Genomic DNA, 18,962 nt, shown 5'->3' with positions numbered 1-18,962 from the left:
ACCATGAATCACATCGATGAAACTCCACTGAGCCCGGCCCGCCGTGCGTGGCTGCGCAAGACGGCCTGGAGCGCGGGCGCCGCCGCGCTCGGTGGAACCGTGCTGAGCCTGCCGGGCTCGCTCGCTTTCGCGCAAACGCCTTCGGCGCCTTTGAAGCAACTCAAGCTGTCGTGGAATGCAGGCTCGGTCTGCACTGCACCGGTCGCCGTCGCCGTGAAGCAGGGCTTTTTCGAGCGGCACGGCTTGCAGGTCGATCTCGTGAACTTCTCGGGATCGACCGATCAACTGCTCGAAGCGATCGCGACCGGCAAGTCCGACGCGGGCGTCGGCATGGCGCTACGCTGGATCAAACCGCTGGAGCAGGGTTTCGACGTCAAGCTGACCGCCGGCATTCATGGCGGCTGCATGCGTTTACTGGCGACGCGCGCGTCGGGCATCGTCGATGTGCAGGGATTGAAGGGACGCACGATCGGCGTCAGCGATATGGCGAGTCCCACCAAGAACTTCTTCGCGATCGTGTTGAAGAAGATCGGCGTCGATCCCGAGCGCGATGTGAACTGGCGTCAGTATCCGGCGAACCTGTTGGGCGAGGCGCTGAAGAAGGGCGAAGTGCAGGCAATCGCAGATGGCGACCCGACGATCTGGTCGATCCGCGAATCGGATCATCTGTACGAGGTGTCGAACAATCTGTGCGGCGAGTACCAGACGCGTTCCTGCTGCGTGCTCGGCGTGCGCGGTTCGCTGGTGCGCAAGGATCGCGCGACCGCGCAGAAGCTGACTCAGGCGCTGCTCGAAGCGACCGAGTGGACCGCCAATCATCCCACCGACGCGGCCGCGATCTTTTCGGCCTATACGCCTGCCGCCGATGTGAGCCAACTCGCCGCGATGCTCAGGAGTCACACCGATCATCACCATCCGGTTGGCGACGCATTCAAGAAAGAAATCTCGCTGTATGCCGACGATCTGAAGACGGTCGGCGTGCTCAACAGCGGGACCGATTCGAATCGTCTCGCGGATCGCGTGTTCTCGAACGTGCTGACTGCGTGAGGTTTCTCTCCGGCCACTCACGATCCGTCCAGCTTCATCCAGCTCAAACAGCCGGATCGCTCCGATCCGCGCGCATCTAAAAAGGAATGTGGCATGCAGGTATCTCTCGACATGGCGGCGCCCGCGACACTCGACGCAGCGCTGGCCGCGTTGCCGGCGCTCGCCGAAGCGATCGGCGAAGACGCCGCGCAACGCGAAACGCGACGTGAATTGCCGTTCGACCGCTTCGCGCTGTTTCGCGCCTCGGGGCTCGGACTATTGCGCTTTCCTGTCGAGTGGGGCGGCCTTGGCGGCTCGCTCGAAGATCTTTTTCACGTCGTCACGACGCTGGCTGCGCACGAGTCGAACGTCGCGCACGCTTTGCGGATTCACTACGACCTGACCGAGCAATTGCTGTTGTCGCCCCGCTCCGAATTCAACGACACGCAGATCGAGCGCGTGCGACAAGGCGCAATTTTCGGCGGGGCGTCGACGGAACTCGGCACTTTGCGGCCAGGGGAAATCGTCACGAAGCTCGTGCGCGACGGCGCGCACTTTCGCGTGTCCGGCAAGAAATACTATTCGACCGGCACCGCGTTTTCGGACTATGCGCGCATCAACGTGCAGGACGAAAACGACGAGAAGGTGTCGATCGTGATTCCGGTCGCGCGTGACGGCCTGCAAGTTATCGACGATTGGGACGGCATGGGTCAGCGCATGACGGCGAGCGGCAGTCTCGTACTCGACAACGTGCAGGTGTTCGCACACGAAGTCGCGACGCGCGGCTATACGAGTCTTGCCGGCCGCCATGGCAGCGCAGTGCGGCAGTTGCATCTGGTCGCGGTCGCGGCCGGTATCGTACGCAACATTCTCGCGGACGCGCGGCGCTACGTGGTGCAACACGGCCGCCCTGTATTGCATAGCCCCGCGCCGTCCGCGCGTGAAGACGGCTTCGTGCAACAGGTGGTGGGCGATCTCGCCGCGCATAGCCTCTCGATCGACGCGCTCGTGCAGCAGAATGCGCGAACCCTGGACCGTTCGGCGCAAGCGATTCGCCATGGTGCGACCAATGCGGAAGAGCGCGTGCTGGAAGGCGCGCTCGCCACCGCGAAGACGCAACTGGTGGTCAGCAAACTCGCGCTGCATGCGGGCGAGCGGTTGTTCGAGATCGGCGGCGCATCGGCGACTGCGCGTTCGCACAACTTCGATCGTCACTGGCGCAATCTGCGCACCATCTTCAGTCATAACCCGCTGTTGCATAAAGCGCGGGTGATCGGCGACTACGAATTGAACGGCGTGACCACGCATCTCACTGAAGGCCGCGTGTTCTGACGACCTGCGCCTGTCATTCACCCACAACCGTCAACGGAAAATCATGAGCCGACGAGATCTGCTGTTATTGCTGGAGCCGGGCTTCACTGACCCGAAACATCCGGGCGAGCGTTTCATCTGCCCGGACGGCGCACCCATCGAAGGTTTGCTGGCGAGCGACCCGGCGCTCAACGCGCGTCTGGACATTCGCCGCCTGCCGTTTGCGCGCCCGCGCGCGGTGGTCGTCGAAGCGCTCGATGCTGACCACCAGGGTCTGCCGGTGTTGATCTTCGGCGACGAACAACCGGCGCCCGCCGACGCGCAAGTGCTCGGCGACAGACGCTTCGTGACCGACACGCGCCGGATACTCGACCTGCTGGCGCAGCGTCACGGCTTTCCAAAGGTGCATTGAATCGACGCGCCCGTTGCGGGCGCGTTCCAAGCGAAGTTCCGTGTTCCGACGCATCAGAACAGATGCTTGACGCCCGCCGACACCGCGACCTGCTTGTCGGTCGTGGAAGGAGTCAGGTAGCCGATCGCGGCGACCGCCGGGCGACCCAGCGAGTCGGTGCCACTGGCGTGCTGATAGGCGCCTGTCACGTAGAGCTCAGTCGCTTTCGATAGCGAATAGCCGGCGCCGAGATTGACTTGCTCGTACTTTGCGCCATCCTTGCTGCCGACGCTACCACCTTCCGTATAGTCGAACGATGCGCCCAACCGCAGGAACGGCGTGGCCTGGTAGCGCAAGCTCGCGCCGACGGTGCTGAGTGTCGTCGAACCGCTGTAGTTGAATGTATTGAGCGGCCCGTTCGAGCCGAGTCCACGGAACTGGGTACTCGAATACGCGACGCCGAAGATCGCGCCGCCCGCCGTATACGTGCTTGCGACGGACACGGTCTGCTGCGTATGTGCCGACGCAAACCCGGCGATTATCGGATTCGACTCAGGCGTCGTTGCCGATCCCGCGGAACCGAGATTGTTGCCGGTCGCGCTCGCGTTCGCATTGGTGCCGTAGAGCGACGTGTTCGGATTGCGCGCATTGATGATCGACGCGGCAATCGCGAATGATCCACCGGTGTAACTGACGCCCGTCGACCAGAATTGATTCTGCGTGACGTTGCCCGCCACGCCCCCGAGACTATAGAGCCCGCCGAAACGGAATCCGTTGAACGAATCCGACAGGTATTTGATCGAGTTGTTGATGCGGTGCGTGAAGTTCAGGTTGTCGTAATCGGCCGGGTGGATCGCAAGATTGCCCCAATACCAGCCATAGATCAGCGCCGAGACGAACTCGACCGACGTGTCACCCTGACGTCCCAACGTCAACGTGCCGTAGCGGTTCGCATTGAAACCGACCCATGCGTGGCGGCCGAACTCCGTGCCGCCCTGGCCGATCGCGCCGTTATTCACACTGAAGCCGTTTTCGAGCTGGAAGATCGCCTTCAGTCCGCCGCCGAGATCTTCGGTGCCTTTCAGGCCCCAGCGGCTCGATGCGAGACCCGACGTGCCGCTATCGAATTGGGCGATCTGTGCGCCGCCTTTCGGCCTTCCGCCATTCGCGGTCGCGGCGGTTTGAACGTTGTTCGAATACGTGACGTTGCCGGTGACGATTCCGTATAACGTGACGCTGCTTTGCGCATTCGCAGCGACGGCGAGAAAAGGCGAAACGCCCAGAAAGATAACCAGTTTTTTCATGTTCTATTGAATCGGCTTGTTTGAAGGTGAGAGATAGCTTTGCCAGTGCGAAGAAGTGAAAGGCCTGTAAAGATAAGCAACCCGAAGTGAACCAACAAACAACCAAATTCGATATCGATATCGGCTATTTCAGCGGATAGACGTTGCATTGCGGATCCCAAAGTCATAGCGTCAAAGCGCCGTGATAGGGATATGCAATCCTTGATTTATTCGTTCTTGTTGCCGCCGCCGGTTGATATCTTGCGATGCTTCCGATAAACATCGCCCGCCGTGCCGGGCGGATTTAAAAGGAGCGGGTATGAGTCATCGCGGTGGGTTTCACTCAGGACGTCGCAATGCGTTGATCGGACTTGCAGGCGGTGCCGCCGGTCTCACGTTGGGCACGTTCGGATCGTTGGCGCGAGCGGCCGCGCAGAGTAGCGCGGTGGCGCCGCGTCACGGCGGCCGCTTGACTCTGCTCGTGAATCCCGAGCCCAACGTGCTGATCAATTTCGCCACTACGGCCGGCGCGGAACAGAAGATCAGCCCGAAGGTAACCGAAGGCTTATTGAGCTACGACTTCAACGTGCAGCCGCGCGCGCAACTCGCCACCGCGTGGTCGATCAGCGCGGACGGTTTGCAGTACACGTTCAGGTTGCGCGAAGGTGTGCGCTGGCACGACGGCCAGCCCTTTACGTCGAAAGACGTGGTGGTGTCGATCGGCTTGCTGAAGCAATATCACTCGCGTGGCCGTTCGACGTTCGCGAACGTGTCCGAGGTGCGCACGCCCGACACCCACACGGCAGTGCTGAAGTTATCGAAGCCCGCGCCGTATCTGATCTATGCGCTCGCAGCATCGGAGTCGCCGATCGTGCCCGCGCATCTCTACGGCAGCGGTGATCCGCTGAACAATCCTCACAACATCGATCCGATCGGCACCGGTCCTTATCGCTTCAAGAGTTGGGAGCGCGGCAGTCATGCGGTGTTCGTGCGCAACCCCGACTACTGGGATGCGCCGAAGCCGTATGTCGACGAACTGGTAGTGCGTTTCATCGGCGATGCGGCTGCCCGTGCGGTCGCGCTCGAAACCGGCGAACTGGATCTCGCGGGCGAGAACCCGGTGCCACTCGTCGACATCCAGCGCTTGCAGGCCTTGCCTCATCTTGCGCTGGAAACGCGCGGGTACAGCTATGACGCCGCGCAGACGCAGTTGCAGTTCAATCTCGACAATCGTTACCTGTCGCAACTGAAAGTGCGTCAGGCTATCGCGCACAGCATCGATCGGCAGGCGATTCTGCAATCGGTCTGGTATGGCTACGGCATCGTCGCGCCGTCGCCGATCAGTCCGTTGCTCACGCAGTTCTACGATCCGCACGCGCCGGCCGCGCCATTCGATCTCGCGCAGGCCGGCCGTCTGCTGGACGAAGCCGGTTTGCCCCGTCAGTCCAACGGCTTTCGTTTTCCGCTGACGATCGACTACAACCCGTACGACCCGACGTTCGCGCGGCTCGCCGAATATCTGCGGCAAACGCTGCGCCGCGTGGGGATCGAGTCGACCGTGCGTTCGCAGGATTTCGGCGCGTACGTAAAGCGGATTTACACCGATCGCGATTTCGCTCTCGATGCGAACTTCCTCGGCAATACGTTCGATCCCACGGTGGGCGTGCAGCGGCTTTACTGGTCGCGCAACTTCAGGAAGGGCGTGCCGTTCTCCAACGCCGCGCATTACGACAATCCCGAGGTCGACCGTCTGCTCGAAGCGGCGGCGGTCGAGAACGATCCGGCGACGCGCGTCAAATACTTCCGCCAGTTCCAGCAGGTAGTGGGACGCGATCTGCCGATCATCGATCTCGTCACGCTGAAGCAGGTCACGCTGTACAACCGGCGCGTGCACAACCACACGGTCACGGCCGACGGTCTGGACGGCAATCTCGCCGACGTATTCATCGCGTGATGTCGCGTTTTCCGGCGTGCCGGCGGGTCTTTCGTCCGTGTCGTGCTTTGCATATGCGGAACCATTGGTTCTTTTGGCGCCGCAGCGGCTTTATCGTGAGCGTTGCGGCAGCAGTACCGCCGAAGAAACGATCACGACATCACGATGACACTACGACGAGCCGCGAGCGGACCCGTCGGCAACCAGGATCTGGATCACATGGCAGGACTGAATCGACGCGACTTTCTGATTTCATCGGGCGCAGCGCTCGCCGCGGCCGGCATGCCGACATTGGCTTTCGCGCAGGGCGAGGCCGCCGCGCCGAAGCGGGGCGGCACCTTGAACATGCTGATCAACCCGGAGCCGCCGGTACTCGTGTCGATCTTCCAGACCACCGGGCCCGCGCTAGTCGCCAGTTCTAAAGTGCTCGAGGGGCTGCTGGCCTATGACTTCGATTTGCGGCCGAAGCCGCAATTGGCCACCGCGTGGGTGGTCAGCCCCGACGGTTTGAAATACACGTTCACGCTGCGCGATAACGTCAAGTGGCACGACGGTCAGCCGTTCACGTCGGCGGACGTCGCATTCTCGGTCGATTTGCTCAAAGCGGTGCATCCGCGCGGACGCAGCACGTTCGCCAACGTGACGCGCGTCGCCACGCCGGACGCACGCACCGCGATCATCGAATTGACGAAGCCCGCGCCGTATCTGTTGAAGGCGTTGTCCGCCGGCGAATCGCCCATTGTGCCGAAGCACCTGTACGCATCCGGCGATCCGCTGACGAACCCGCACAACAACGCGCCGATCGGCACGGGTCCGTTCCGCTTCAAGTCATGGACGCGCGGCGCGAATATCGTCTACGAACGCAACCCGGACTACTGGGATGCGGGCAAACCGTATATCGACGCGCTGGTATTCAAGGTGATCCCGGACGCGGCCGCTCGCTCGGCGGCCTTCGAAACCGGCGCGCTCGATCTCGGCGGCGAAAATCCGGTGCCGTTGACCGACCTGCCACGTCTCACGCAATTGCCGCAACTGGCTGTCGAAACGCGCGGCTACCGCTTTCTCGAACCGCTGTCCGAGATCGATTTCAACCTCGATCATCCAATCCTCAAAGACTTGCGAGTACGCCAGGCGATTGCTCACGCGATCAATCCGCAGGTCGTGCAGCGCACGATCGCATACGGCTACGCGGACCTGTCGCCCACGCCGATCACACCGGGCTCGCCGTATCACGACGCAAAGCTCGCGGCGTATGCGTTCGATCCCGCAAGCGCGGAGAAACTGCTCGACGCGGCCGGCTATCCGCGCAAGGACGGCGGCGTGCGCTTCCGGCTCACGCACGATTTTCTGCCCTATGGCGATCTGTACCGCCGCCAGGCCGACTACGTGAAGTCCGCGCTGGCGCGCGTGGGCATCGACGTCACCGTGCGCTCGCAAGATTTGCCGGCGTTTCTGAAGCGTGTCTATGCGGACCGTCAGTTCGATTTCACGAGCATCGGCGTGAACACGCTGTTCGATCCGAGCGTCGGCGTTCAGCGTTTGTACTGGTCGAAGAACATTCGCCCGGGCGTGCCGTTTTCGAATGCGCCGCACTACAGCAATGCCGAAGTCGACCGCCTGCTCGAAAGCGCGGCCGTGGAAACCGACGAAAGCAAACGCGTCGCGCTGTATCAGCAGTTCCAGCAGGTCGTGTATCGCGATCTGCCGATTCTCAATCTCGTCGCGCCGCGCATGGTCACGCTCGCGAACCGGCGCGTGCACAACCACACCGTCTCCGCGCAGGGCCTCGAAGGCAATCTCGCGGATGTCTATCTGAGCGCCTGACAGGAGACCGACGATGAGTCGCAGTTTGCGTTTCGGCGCTTTAGCACGACGCACGGCATGGCAGGTCTTGCCGACGGTGGTCGGCATCGTGATCCTGAACTTCTTCCTGCTGAAACTGATGCCGGGCGATGCCGCCGATGTGCTGGCCGGCGAATCCGGTTCGGCGACGGCGGAAACGATGCAGGTGCTGCGCGCGAAGTTCGGCCTCGACCAGCCGGTGCTGCATCAACTGTGGTCGTACCTGACGCATCTCGCGCACTTCAGCCTCGGCTATTCGCCGCGATACGACATGCCGGTGATGCAGCTGATCCTGTCGCGCTTGCCCAATACGTTGCTGCTGATGGGCGTGGCGTTGTCGATGGCGATCGTGATCGGCGTCACGCTCGGCGCGGTGATGGCGCATTGGGCGGGCAAGTGGCCGGACCGTGTGCTGTCGGTGCTCGCGTTGCTGTTCTATTCGACGCCGGGCTTCTGGATCGGCCTGCTCGCGATCGTGCTGTTCTCGGTGCACCTCGGCTGGCTGCCGAGCGGCGGCAACGTCACGCTCGGCGTGCAACTGCACGGCTTCGCGTTGTTCGCGGACGCGGCGAAGCATGTGCTGCTGCCCGCCGCGACGCTCGCGACGTTCTTCATCGCGATCTATGCGCGGCTCACGCGCGCCGCGATGCTCGAAGTGCAACGCCAGGACTTCGTGCGAACCGCGCAGGCCAAGGGGCTGCATCCGTGGCGCGTGACCGTGCGGCATGTGCTGCGCAATGCGCTGATGCCGTTGACCACGATGGTCGGCATTCATTTCGGCACGCTGCTCGGCGGCGCGGCGGTGACGGAGACCGTGTTCAGTTGGCCAGGCCTCGGGCGCCTCGCGCTCGACGCGGTGATGGCCCGCGATTTCAGCGTGCTGCTCGGCGTGCTGCTGCTGTCGTCGCTGCTCGTGATCGTCGCGAACGTGCTGGTCGATCTGTTGCAGGCCTGGCTCGATCCGTGCATCGCGTGACTTCGCGCTTGCGCCGACCCGTTGTTCACCAGAGAGACGCAATGGCTTCTGACTCTTCGAATCTGATTTCCACTTCGCCTGAACCGGCCGCTGTTTCATCGTGGCGTGGTCAACTGGCAGGCGCGTTATTCGGTCAAAAACGCGCTGGCACGGCGCCCACTTCTGATGCGCCGAAACGCGGCCGTGGCGTATGGCGCGCGCTGCTGCGCAATCCGTCGGCGCTCACGGGCCTCGTGCTGCTCGCCGCGTTCATCGCGCTCGCGCTCGGTGCGGGGCATCTGTTTCCCGGCGATCCGCTCGATATGGTCGCCGCACCGTTCGAATGGCCGGGCACCGATCCGCAATATCGTCTCGGCACCGATTCGCTCGGCCGCGATGTCGCCGCCGGCATCGCGCACGGCACGCGTGTGTCGTTGCTGATCGGCGCGGCCGCTGCGGGAATCGGTCTCGTGATCGGCACGCTGGTGGGCGCGGCGGGCGGCTTCTTCGGCGGTGTCGTCGATAACGTGCTGGTGCGCGTGACCGAACTCTTTCAGACCATCCCGTCGTTTCTGCTGGTCATCGTGATCGTCGCGATTGGCCGGCCGAGCGTCACGGTGATCGCACTGGCGATCGGCATAGCGTCGTGGCCGACGGTCGCGCGAATCGTGCGCGCCGAATTTCGCACGCTGCGCGAGGCGGACTTCGTGCTCGCGGCCCGCAGCCAGGGCTTCAGCAACGCACGCATCATCTTCGGCGAGATTTTGCCGAATGCGTTGCCGCCGGTGATCGTCACCGCCTCGGTGATGGTGGCGAGCGCGATTCTGATCGAGTCGTCGCTGTCGTTTCTCGGCATGGGCGATCCGAACGTCGTCAGTTGGGGCGGCATGATCGGCGCGGGGCGCGATTCGCTGCGCACCGCCTGGTATCTGACCGCGATTCCCGGCGCGGCGATCGTCGTTGCGGTGCTGGCGCTGAACCTGCTGGGCGACGGCCTGAATGACGCACTCAATCCGCGTCTGCGCGAACGCAACTGATCATGAAATCGAGGACGCACGAAGTGAATAAAGCGGCAAACCTGCTTGAAGTACGCGATCTGCGCGTGAGTTTCGGCGCGCACGACGCGGTGCGCGGCCTCAATTTCGACGTCGCGCAAGGCGAGACGCTGGCGCTGGTCGGCGAGTCGGGCTGCGGAAAGTCTGCAACCGCGCTGTCGTTGATGCGGCTCGTGCCGACGCCGGGACGCGTGAGCGGCAGCTTGCGTTTCGACGGCCGCGAGCTGCTCGATCTGTCCGCGCCGGACATGCGCGCGGTGCGTGGCCGGCAGATTTCGATGATCTTCCAGGAGCCGATGACTTCGCTGAATCCGGTGCTGTCGATCGGCGCGCAGATCGTCGAGACGTTGCGCCAGCACGAGAGCCTGTCGAAAGCCGCTGCGTGTAAGCGGGCGATCGAATTGCTGGACTTGGTGAGGATTCCAGAACCGCAGCGGCGCGTGTTCGATTATCCGCATGAGCTCTCCGGCGGTCAGCGGCAACGCGTGATGATCGCAATGGCGGTGGCGTGCCGGCCGCGTCTGTTGATTGCGGACGAGCCGACCACGGCGCTCGACGTCACGATCCAGGCGCGCATTCTCGAGTTGCTCGACGGCCTGCGTCGTGAGTTGTCGATGTCGCTGCTGCTGATCACGCACGATCTCGGCGTGGTTGCACAACACGCGGATCGCGTCGCGGTCATGCTGGCGGGCGAGATGGTGGAACAGGCGCCGGTGGCGCAACTCTTCTCGCAGCCGCAACATGGGTACACGCGCGGCCTGCTCGGCGCGTCGCTGAATGTCGCCGACGATCTGCACTATCGGGGCTGGAAGTTGCCGGAGATTCGCCACGGCATCGCCGACGACGGCAAGCCGACTTTCGCGGTCGTGCCGCGTTCGGCGCGCGGCGGCCAGCACGACGAGCCGGCCGCGCAAAACCGTGCGAACGACGACGCGCCGCTGCTCGCATTGCACGACGTGCGGATCGACTATCCGCATCGGCATGGCAAGACGACGTTGCGCGCGGTGGATGGCGTGTCGTTGCGGATTGCGCGTGGCGAAACGGTCGGCCTGGTCGGGGAATCCGGCTGCGGGAAATCGACGTTATCGAAAGCGATCCTGCGGCTCGTGCCGGCGGCCGCCGGTGAGATCCGCTTGCGCGGCACTGACCTCGTGCCGTTGCGCGAGCGCGAATTGCGGCCGTTGCGTCGTCATGTGCAGATGGTCTTTCAGGACCCGTATGCGTCGCTGAATCCGCGCCGCACTGTCGGTGAGATTCTGGAGACGGTGCTGGTGGTCAACGGCGTGGACGACGCGCGGCAACGCCGCTCACGCATTGCCGCGATACTCGATCGGGTCGGCTTGCCGAGCGGCACGCCGCAGCGCTTTCCGCATGAATTCTCGGGCGGGCAACGGCAACGCATCGGCATCGCGCGGGCATTGGTGCTGGAACCTGATCTGCTGATTTGCGACGAACCGGTGTCCGCGCTCGACGTATCGATTCAGGCGCAAATCCTCAACTTGCTGGTGGAGCTGAAGCGCGATCTCGGGCTCGCCTATCTGTTCATCTCGCACGATCTCTCGGTGGTGCGCTATATCGCGGACCGTGTGCATGTGATGCAGGCGGGGCGCATCGTCGAAAGCGGCGATCATCGCGAGATCTGGCGCGCGCCGCAGCATGCGTACACGCGCACGCTGCTCGACGCGCATCCCGGCCGGCGCTTCGATGCGCAAGCGGCCTAGTTGTTAGCTCGGTTGGCCGCATGAGCGGCTGATCGCGCGATCAAAAGAAAATGGCGAGGTCAACGCATGTTGTCCTCGCCATTTTCATACGCGCATTGCACGCATAGCATGCATCACCTCGGCTCACTCGCTGCCGAAATACGCGGGCAACCGGAAGCCGTCATAGAAACGATTGCCGCGAATCGCCCGCTGGAAATCCGCGGACTGATATGCCTGCACGATATCCTGCGTCGCGCGCGCATTGCGGTTGGCCGCCTTCACGACGACCTGGTTGATATACGGCGGCGTCATCTGTTCGAGCGCGAGCGCATCGGTCAGCTTGTGGCCGCTGAAGATCGCGAAGTTGCCCTGAATCGCCGCGTAATCGACGTCGTCAAGCGCGCGTGGCGCCTGCGCCGATTCCAGCGGGACGATCCTGATGCCGGCCGGATTGGCGATTACGTCGCGCTCGGTGACGTCGACAGGATTCGGATTCGCCTTGATCCTGATCCAGCCGATGCGCTGCAGGATCTTCAGCGCGCGTTCCAGATTGACCGGGTCGTTAGGCACCGCGACACGCGCGCCGGGCTTCACGTCCGCGAGTGAACGATGTTTCGTCGAGTAGAAGCCCATCGGCGGCGTAGGCACTTGCACGACACCGACGAGATCGGTGCCGTTGCGATCGTTATACGACTTCAGATAAACCTCGTGCTGCATCACGTCGGCGACGATCTCACCGCGATACACCGCCTGGTTCGCTTCGAGCCCTGTGCTGAACTCGACGTACTGGATCGCGTAGCCTTTCTTGCGCAACTGCGGTTCGACGCCGGCCTTGAACTCGTCCGCGTAAGGGCCGGGCACGAAGCCGATACGCAACGGCGGTGCCGCGCCGCTATCGGCCGCGTGGGCAGCGAGCGGCACGAGCGCGGCCAGCGCGATGAACGCGCCGGCAAAGCGCAGGCGAAAAGCCGGGAACAGCGGGTTTCGATGAGACATGATGGCGATGACCGGATGAAGTGAAGGGCGTGCAGCGCCTAGCGTCGTTGCGCGTTGTCCGACTCGTCCTGCGGCGCACCGTGACGCGCGATGCGCCCGAAGAACGGATGGCCCGGATCGTTGAAGCCCGGCGTCGACGGATGACCGCTCGTGACGAGTGAATCGACGAATGCTTCGTCTTCGGCCGTGAGGCGATAGTGCAGAGCCGGCAGATAGTCGCGCCATTGCGCCTCGGTGCGCGGCCCCGCGATAGTCGAGCTGATATAGCGGCTATTGAGCACCCATGCGAGCGCGAATTGCCCGGCGGACAGGCCACGCGCTTCGGCATGCTCACGCACGCGCCGCGCCAGTTCCAGCGACTCGGGCCGCCATTCGGTCTGCTGCAAGCGCCTGTCGCTGCGGCCCGCGCGCGTGTCGGCGGCGGGCGTCGCGCCCGGCTCGTACTTGCCGGTCAGCACGCCGCGCGCAAGCGGGCTGTACGAAATCACACCGAGCCCATAACGGTGCGCCGCCGTCAGTTGCTCGGCCTCGGCCTGGCGATTGGCGATGTTGTAGAGCGGCTGGCTCGCCACCGGCGCATCGAGCCCAAGCGCCTGCGCGGTGTGAGTAAACTCGGCGATCTTCCACGCGCGATGATTCGACAGCCCGTAATAGCGCAGTTTGCCGGCTTGGATCAGATCGTTCAGCGCGCGCACGGTCTCTTCGACCGGCGTCAGATGATCTTCACGATGAATGTAGAGCAGATCGATGTAGTCGGTGTTCAGGCGCTTCAGGCTCGCATCGACCGCGCGCACGATGTGCTTGCGCGACGCGCCGCTCGCATTCACGTCGCCTTCATGGAGCGGATTGGCGAACTTGGTTGCGAGCACCCAGCGCTCGCGTTGCGCGGCGATGCTGCGGCCCACCACGCGTTCCGATTCGCCTTTGACGTAGACGTCGGCGGTGTCGATCGAATTGATGCCCTGTTCCTGAGCGAGGTCGATGATGCGGGCCGCGGTGGCTTCGTCGGTGGGGCCGCCGAACATCATCGTACCGAGCGTCAACGTCGAGACCTGAATGCCGCTGCGGCCGAGCTGTCTGTATTCCATGATTGCGAATTCCGTGAAGTGAAGAAAGTGATGCGGATGAGGCGGTTCAACGTTGCAGCCAGAGATCGGCGAAACTCGCGGATACGCCGTCGGGCGAAGTCGTATGGTTGTGCACCGCGCGCGAGTACACCGTGACGTATTGCGGCGACACCAGATTGATATCCGGCAGATCACGTTCGAGAATCCGCTGGATTTGCGAGAACAGTTGCTTGCGTTTGGTTTCATCGGTTTCTTCGGCCACGCGCGAGAACAACTGGTCGATCTCCGGATTGCTGTAGTGCGAGCCGTTGGTGAACGGCACGCCGCGCCGGAAGTTACCGCTCGTATAGAGCCGCGCGACGCCGACCACCGGATCGAACAGATTGCTCATGCCGTTCACGCTGAAATCGAAATCGCGGTCGGTGTAGATACGTTTCAGATACGCCGGCAAATCCTGGCTGCGGACCGTCACCGCAATGCCGACTCGTGCGAGCGCGGACTTCACATAGGCGGCGGTGCGTGCGGGCAGATCGCCGATCGGCAGCGGATCGACCGTCAGTGCGAAGCGGGTGCCGTCGGCTTTGCGTGGATAGCCGGCTTCGTCGAGCAGCGCGTTCGCGCGGTCGACGTTGAACGGATAGGGCGTGGGCACCGGATCGTGATAGGGGCTCGCCGGAATGATCGGACTCGCAAGCGGCGTCGCGTAACCGTAGTAGATGACTTTACGGATCACTTCGCGATCCAGTGCGGACGCGATGGCCTGACGTACTTTTGGATTCTTCAGCACCGGGTTGTCGAGGTTGAACTCGATGCGCGCAACGCCCGCCTGGAACTCGTAGCCGCGCGTTTCGATCGCGAGTTTCGGGTTGTCTTTCAGACGCGCGAGATCGGACAAGGGCACCGGCGTATCGCCGCTCAGGTCGACCGAGCCGTCTTCGAAGGCGACGGTGCGCGCGGCCGGATCGTTGATGACCTTGACGACAATCTTGTCGAGTCCGGGCTTGCCGGCGTCCCAGTAGTCGTTATTGCGCGCGTATTCGATGTAGCTCCCGCGCACCCATTTGACGAAGCGAAACGGGCCCGTACCGATCGGCGCATTGTTGGCCGGATTCGCGAGCACGTCGGTGCCGTCGTAGATGTGCTTCGGCACGATCGGCGTTTCCGACGACGAAAACGCCTTGATCAACCACGGCGCGGGCCGGGACAGCGTGATGACGACAGTATAGGGATCGGGCGTCGCGATGTCGGTGACGTTGGCGAACGTGGTCTTCGCGCGTGGATGAACTTGCCGGAGCGCCTGGATCGAGTACGCGACGTCCGCCGACGTGAAGGGTTTGCCGTCATGCCATTTCACGCCGTGACGCAAATGGAAAACGTATTTGCGGCTGTCGTCGCTGATCTCCCACGAGGTCGCGAGCGATGGCTTCGGCTCCAGCTTGAAGTCGTATTCCAGCAGACCTTCGGTGACTTTCGCGCTGACCTTCAGCACGTTGGTTGCGGTCGTGGCCAGATCGACGAGCGCAGTCGGCTCCGGCGTGACGATGAAGTTGAGCGTGCCACCGCGTGTCTGAGCGTGCGATGCCGGGCCGCCGAGCGCGACGGCCAGCGTCAGCGCGAAGCCGAGCGCTCCGCTAAAAACCCGCGTGCCGTAGCGACGCAGCGCGGCCGGCGTGGTGATGTCTGCCATCTTTTGTTATCGAAGAAGAGAAGAGGGAAGCGGCTTGATTCAGGCACTCGATGCAACGTGCGCGTTGCGTCGTTCGAGCGCGGCGGCGAGCGGCGCCGGATCGACCCACGCGTCGAAATCGAAATCCGTCGCGATGAAACCCCACTTGAACAGGAACCGCTTGAAGTCGGCGAGCGCGGCGAGCGCTTGCGGATCGAGGCCCATCGTCAATTGCCGGTGCAGGCCGCCCGGGTACGCGCGTTCGACCCAATGCTCGGCGCTGCGCACTTCGCGGCCGACATAACTCGCGACTTCGGTAGCGTGCGCGCTGGCCCAGTCGCCGGCGTCGAGCGTGCGGACCAGCACGCGTTCGACCAGATCGGGACGTTCGCGCAACAGTTGCGCGTCGACGGTCAATGGGCGCGGCGTGCCGTTGTTCGCGTGCAGCACGCGATTCGGTTGCGCGCCGATCTCGACCAGAATTTTCGCGCCGAGCAGATTCGCAATGTCGAGGCCGGTCGCGCCCTTGACGAACACGACGTCGGCCTCGCCGCGCAGCAGCGCCTCGGCTTCGCGGGCGAACTCGTGCGAACGTTGTGCGTCGAGCCACTCGCCGAGCGACGCATCGGCAGCGGGCTTCGCGTCTTCGAGTCCGCGCGGCGTGTGCGGCAGTTCGACCAGATCGATGTCTTCGAACTGCACGCCAATCGCGTTGAGTAGCGACGAAAATCCGCGCAGCGCGGTGGCACGATGAAAATCGACCACGCTCGCGCGGGTGCTGCGCGGAAATCCGAAGCGGCGTCCCGCGAGCGCGTGCGGCGTGGCGTCGAGTTGCCGGTCGAGCGTAATCAACGCCTGGAATTCGTCGACCCAACTCAGGCCGATCAACCGCGTGTCGCTGCCTTGCGCTCGCGCCCACAGCGGCGGAATATTGCCGCCCTGTCGAAATGACCACGGCTGGCTGTGCGTGAAATGCGAACGGCGGATCAGCACGTCATCGGCATCCTGCAATGCCTTGACGTCGATGCCATCGGCGGCGAACTCCTGTTGCAGCCAGCCTTTTTGTGCCGCGATGCCGAACGGTGTCGGGGCCGGGCAACGCGTGTACCAGATTCGGCTCATGCGGATCACCTGCGAAGTGGGTTGGAACGTCGATTGATGGCGGCCGCGTTCGTCGAACGCGGCGCGGGTTGCGATCAATAGCGCAAGGTCAATAGCGCAGGCCGGCTTCGCGCAACAACGGCAGCACGCGCTCGCCGAAGAATTCAAGGTCGGGCTTGAAATCGAAGAAGCTCAGCTGCACGCCGTCGACGCCGGCCCGATGCAGGCGCACGATGTAATCGGCGATCTGCTGCGGCGAGCCGACAATCGAAACGTTGCCGCCCACCGCGCGCGACGCCGCCGAATTGCGCTGTTCCGCACCGCCGCGCCATGCGTGCGCGTCGCTGTCGAAGCGATGGAAACTGCCTTCATCGCCGTGCGCGACGATCGCGTCGTGATACGCGCGCGCTTCGGCGGGCGTTTCGCGGCAGATCACCATCGGATTGAGCAGCGTGCGAATCTTGCGGCCGTGCGCCGCGGCTGCGGCTTTCACGCGAGCGGTGTGCGCGGGCAGCGCGGCGAGCGCGGCTTCGATCTCCGAACCCGCCGGACTCGTGATGAACACCACGTCCGAATAGCGCGCGGCGAAGTCGATGCCCGCGTCCGAACCGGTCGCGTTGACGAGCAGCGGGCGGCCATAGCGCGGCTTCGGCGTGACGAAGGCCTTGTCCAGTTTCCAGCTCGACAGTTCGGGAGCGAAGCTGAAGTTATCCGGCTGTGTCCACAGTTGCTGGACGGCGTCGAGAAATTCGGCGGCCAGTTGATAGCGCCGGTCGTGATCGATCCGATGCCAACCGAACATCTCGTGTTCGATTGCGCGATGACCGGTGACGACGTTGATGCCCCAGCGTCCCTTCGAGATGTGATCGAGTGTCGCCGTGAATTTGGCGAAATGCAGCGGATGCCACGGCCCATACAACACATGACTCGTGGCGACGAGGATGATGCGTTCGGTGCGCGCGGTCATCGCCGCAAGCGACATGAACGAATCGAGCGCTTCGCCATTGAATACGCCGCCATAGCCGCCTTTCGGCAACCATTGCGACAGCGCGAACACCAGATCGAAGCCGAACGCCTCGGCCTTCTGCACGAGATCGAGGTTGTAGTCGAAGTTCCAGTCTGTCGTGCGCGGCAACGTGGATGCGCTCCAGCCGCCCGCCTGAATCGGCAGGAACAGGCCGAGCAGCAACGGCTGTTCGAACGCGCGTGAGACGGGGCTGTCGGTAAAGGTGGCAGGCGAGCGCACGGGAACGAAAGGCGACGCATCGCGCGCAGCGTCGGCATGGGGCGCCGCTGCGCGCAATGGTGGAGTAGCGATTGATTCGGGCACAGTGAATGTCCTTGCCATGCAAGTAGAAACGTACGTGTGGTTCGCGAAGCGGGCCGGCACCGTGTCGGGAGCGAACACGAAAGACGCGTGCGGCGCCGTGACGGAACTCGAGTGCAAACAGTAAAGCACGGCGTTGTTCGGACTCCAAACAACGAAATCTGCTTTTTATCTGATGTGCCAGGCTGTGCGTGAAAGTGCTGTTCTAGCGGCCTGTTTCCACGTTTGAACGTGGATTCCGGACTACGCTTTCCACACGATATCGCGCACGTCGACCTTCTTCGGAATCAGCCCGAGTGCGAACAGACGATCCGCCGTCGCTTGCTGGTTGTCGAGCAGACGTGCGTTCAGCGCGGTCACGTCGAAGCTCGCGTTGCGATTCACTGCCGCCATCACGTCGGGCGCAATGCCGGTGGCGGCGCAGAGCACATCGGTCACGTCCGCCGGATGCGCTTTGGCCCACTCCGCTGCCTGCTTCGATCCTTCGATGTATTCGTTGACGAGATCAGGATGCGCGGCTGCAAACGTGCTGTTAGCCAGCAGAAATCCGGCGCTCGTGTGGACTTCGCCGCTATAGGCCAGTACGCGCGATGGCGTGTGTTTCTGCGCAAGCGTGAAGTAGGGGTCCCAGATCACCCACGCGTCGATGTTGCCGCCTTCGTACGCGAACGCGGCATCCGCCGCGCCGAGCGAGAAGGTTTCTATCTCCGATAATTTCACGCCGGCCTTTTCCAGCGCGGCGGCGATCAGGTCGTGCGAACTGGAGCCCTTCGCATAGCCCACTTTCTTGCCGCGCAGATCGGCGAGCGTATGGATGTTGGAGTCCGCCTTGACCAGAATGCCTTCGCTTTTCGGGCCTGTCGGTTGCGCGGCGATGTAGTTGACGTGGCCGCCCGACGCCTGCAGGAAAATACAACCGACATTGCCGGAGTTGCCGAATGCGATCACGCCCATATCGAGCGCCTGCAACAGCGTCAGGCCGGAAGGGAATTCGATCCATTTGACGCGAATGCCGCGCGGCTCGAAGCGCTTTTCGAATACCTTGAGTTGGCGCGCGACGAGCGGAATACCGGTCTTCTGAAAGCCGAGGCTGATCGTGTCGGGCGTCGCCGCCCACGCGCGGCGCGTCGAGGTGGCGAAGGCCGCGCCCGCGAGTGCCGCCGCGCCGGCGGCAAGAAATTGTCGACGTCCTGGCATGCAGGCATCTCCTGAAGGGTGAGGGGATAGTGAAGGCGTGGATGTACGCACCGCTAACAAGCGACAGACGGCAGAAGCCCGGGGGCGCGCGCCCGCCAGAGGCGCGCGCTGA

At 63.3% G+C, this 18,962-nt stretch carries 15 protein-coding genes; 8 read left to right on the top strand and 7 right to left on the bottom strand.

The genetic code is table 11. The features are described from left to right. Positions 1-3 precede the first annotated feature (3 nt). The 3 genes from BGI01S_RS13715 (at position 4) to BGI01S_RS13705 (ending at position 2,749) form a co-directional block, all read left to right on the top strand. Positions 4-1,047 carry an ABC transporter substrate-binding protein gene (locus BGI01S_RS13715; RefSeq protein WP_042326309.1) on the top strand — a complete coding sequence of 348 codons (1,044 nt, stop codon included), beginning with the start codon at positions 4-6 and terminating at the stop codon, positions 1,045-1,047. Between the two features lie 93 nt (positions 1,048-1,140). Beyond that, complete coding sequence (locus tag BGI01S_RS13710) at positions 1,141-2,358, top strand: acyl-CoA dehydrogenase family protein (protein ID WP_042326308.1); 1,218 nt, start codon at positions 1,141-1,143, stop codon at positions 2,356-2,358. Between the two features lie 43 nt (positions 2,359-2,401). After that, on the top strand, positions 2,402-2,749 hold the full coding sequence (locus BGI01S_RS13705; protein ID WP_042326307.1) for a DUF3088 domain-containing protein: 348 nt from the start codon (positions 2,402-2,404) through the stop codon (positions 2,747-2,749). A gap of 53 nt (positions 2,750-2,802) precedes the next feature. On the opposite strand, the gene BGI01S_RS13700 is transcribed toward BGI01S_RS13705, so the two are convergent. Further along, a complete protein-coding gene (locus BGI01S_RS13700; RefSeq protein WP_042326305.1) occupies positions 2,803-4,032 on the bottom strand; it encodes a porin in 1,230 nt (409 codons plus the stop codon). A 298-nt stretch (positions 4,033-4,330) separates the two neighbouring features. Here BGI01S_RS13700 and BGI01S_RS13695 point away from each other — a divergent pair, with 298 nt between their 5' ends. The 5 genes from BGI01S_RS13695 (at position 4,331) to BGI01S_RS13675 (ending at position 11,517) form a co-directional block, all read left to right on the top strand. Continuing rightward, entirely contained in the window at positions 4,331-5,965 is a 1,635-nt protein-coding gene (locus BGI01S_RS13695) for an ABC transporter substrate-binding protein (RefSeq protein ID WP_084585364.1), read from the top strand. 198 nt (positions 5,966-6,163) lie between these two features. Then, entirely contained in the window at positions 6,164-7,768 is a 1,605-nt protein-coding gene (locus BGI01S_RS13690) for an ABC transporter substrate-binding protein (protein WP_042326304.1), read from the top strand. 13 nt (positions 7,769-7,781) lie between these two features. Further along, complete coding sequence (locus tag BGI01S_RS13685) at positions 7,782-8,762, top strand: ABC transporter permease (RefSeq protein WP_042326301.1); 981 nt, start codon at positions 7,782-7,784, stop codon at positions 8,760-8,762. 41 nt (positions 8,763-8,803) lie between these two features. Beyond that, on the top strand, positions 8,804-9,778 hold the full coding sequence (locus BGI01S_RS13680; RefSeq protein WP_042326299.1) for an ABC transporter permease: 975 nt from the start codon (positions 8,804-8,806) through the stop codon (positions 9,776-9,778). 2 nt (positions 9,779-9,780) lie between these two features. After that, entirely contained in the window at positions 9,781-11,517 is a 1,737-nt protein-coding gene (locus BGI01S_RS13675) for an ABC transporter ATP-binding protein (protein ID WP_042326297.1), read from the top strand. Positions 11,518-11,640: 123 nt separating this feature from the next. Here the strand turns inward: BGI01S_RS13675 and BGI01S_RS13670 are convergent, their stop codons facing one another. From BGI01S_RS13670 to BGI01S_RS13645, 6 genes are all read right to left on the bottom strand, one after another. Continuing rightward, on the bottom strand, positions 11,641-12,492 hold the full coding sequence (locus BGI01S_RS13670) for a MetQ/NlpA family ABC transporter substrate-binding protein (RefSeq protein WP_042326296.1): 852 nt from the start codon (positions 12,490-12,492) through the stop codon (positions 11,641-11,643). Positions 12,493-12,530: 38 nt separating this feature from the next. Continuing rightward, on the bottom strand, positions 12,531-13,580 hold the full coding sequence (locus BGI01S_RS13665) for an aldo/keto reductase (RefSeq protein WP_042326295.1): 1,050 nt from the start codon (positions 13,578-13,580) through the stop codon (positions 12,531-12,533). A gap of 46 nt (positions 13,581-13,626) precedes the next feature. After that, entirely contained in the window at positions 13,627-15,246 is a 1,620-nt protein-coding gene (locus BGI01S_RS13660; protein ID WP_042326294.1) for an ABC transporter substrate-binding protein, read from the bottom strand. Positions 15,247-15,285: 39 nt separating this feature from the next. Further along, positions 15,286-16,347, bottom strand: a complete 1,062-nt coding sequence (locus tag BGI01S_RS13655) for an ABC transporter substrate-binding protein (RefSeq protein WP_042326795.1) — start codon at positions 16,345-16,347, stop codon at positions 15,286-15,288. Positions 16,348-16,435: 88 nt separating this feature from the next. Next, positions 16,436-17,674, bottom strand: coding sequence for an LLM class flavin-dependent oxidoreductase (locus BGI01S_RS13650; RefSeq protein ID WP_157004169.1), 1,239 nt, complete (start codon positions 17,672-17,674; stop codon positions 16,436-16,438). Positions 17,675-17,896: 222 nt separating this feature from the next. Then, positions 17,897-18,850: an aliphatic sulfonate ABC transporter substrate-binding protein gene (locus tag BGI01S_RS13645; protein WP_042326292.1), complete on the bottom strand. Its 954-nt coding sequence runs from the start codon at positions 18,848-18,850 to the stop codon at positions 17,897-17,899. Positions 18,851-18,962 lie beyond the last annotated feature (112 nt).

Source organism: Paraburkholderia ginsengisoli NBRC 100965, assembly GCF_000739735.1.
GTDB lineage: Bacteria > Pseudomonadota > Gammaproteobacteria > Burkholderiales > Burkholderiaceae > Paraburkholderia > Paraburkholderia ginsengisoli.
This window is presented reverse-complemented; position numbering and strand designations above follow the sequence as displayed.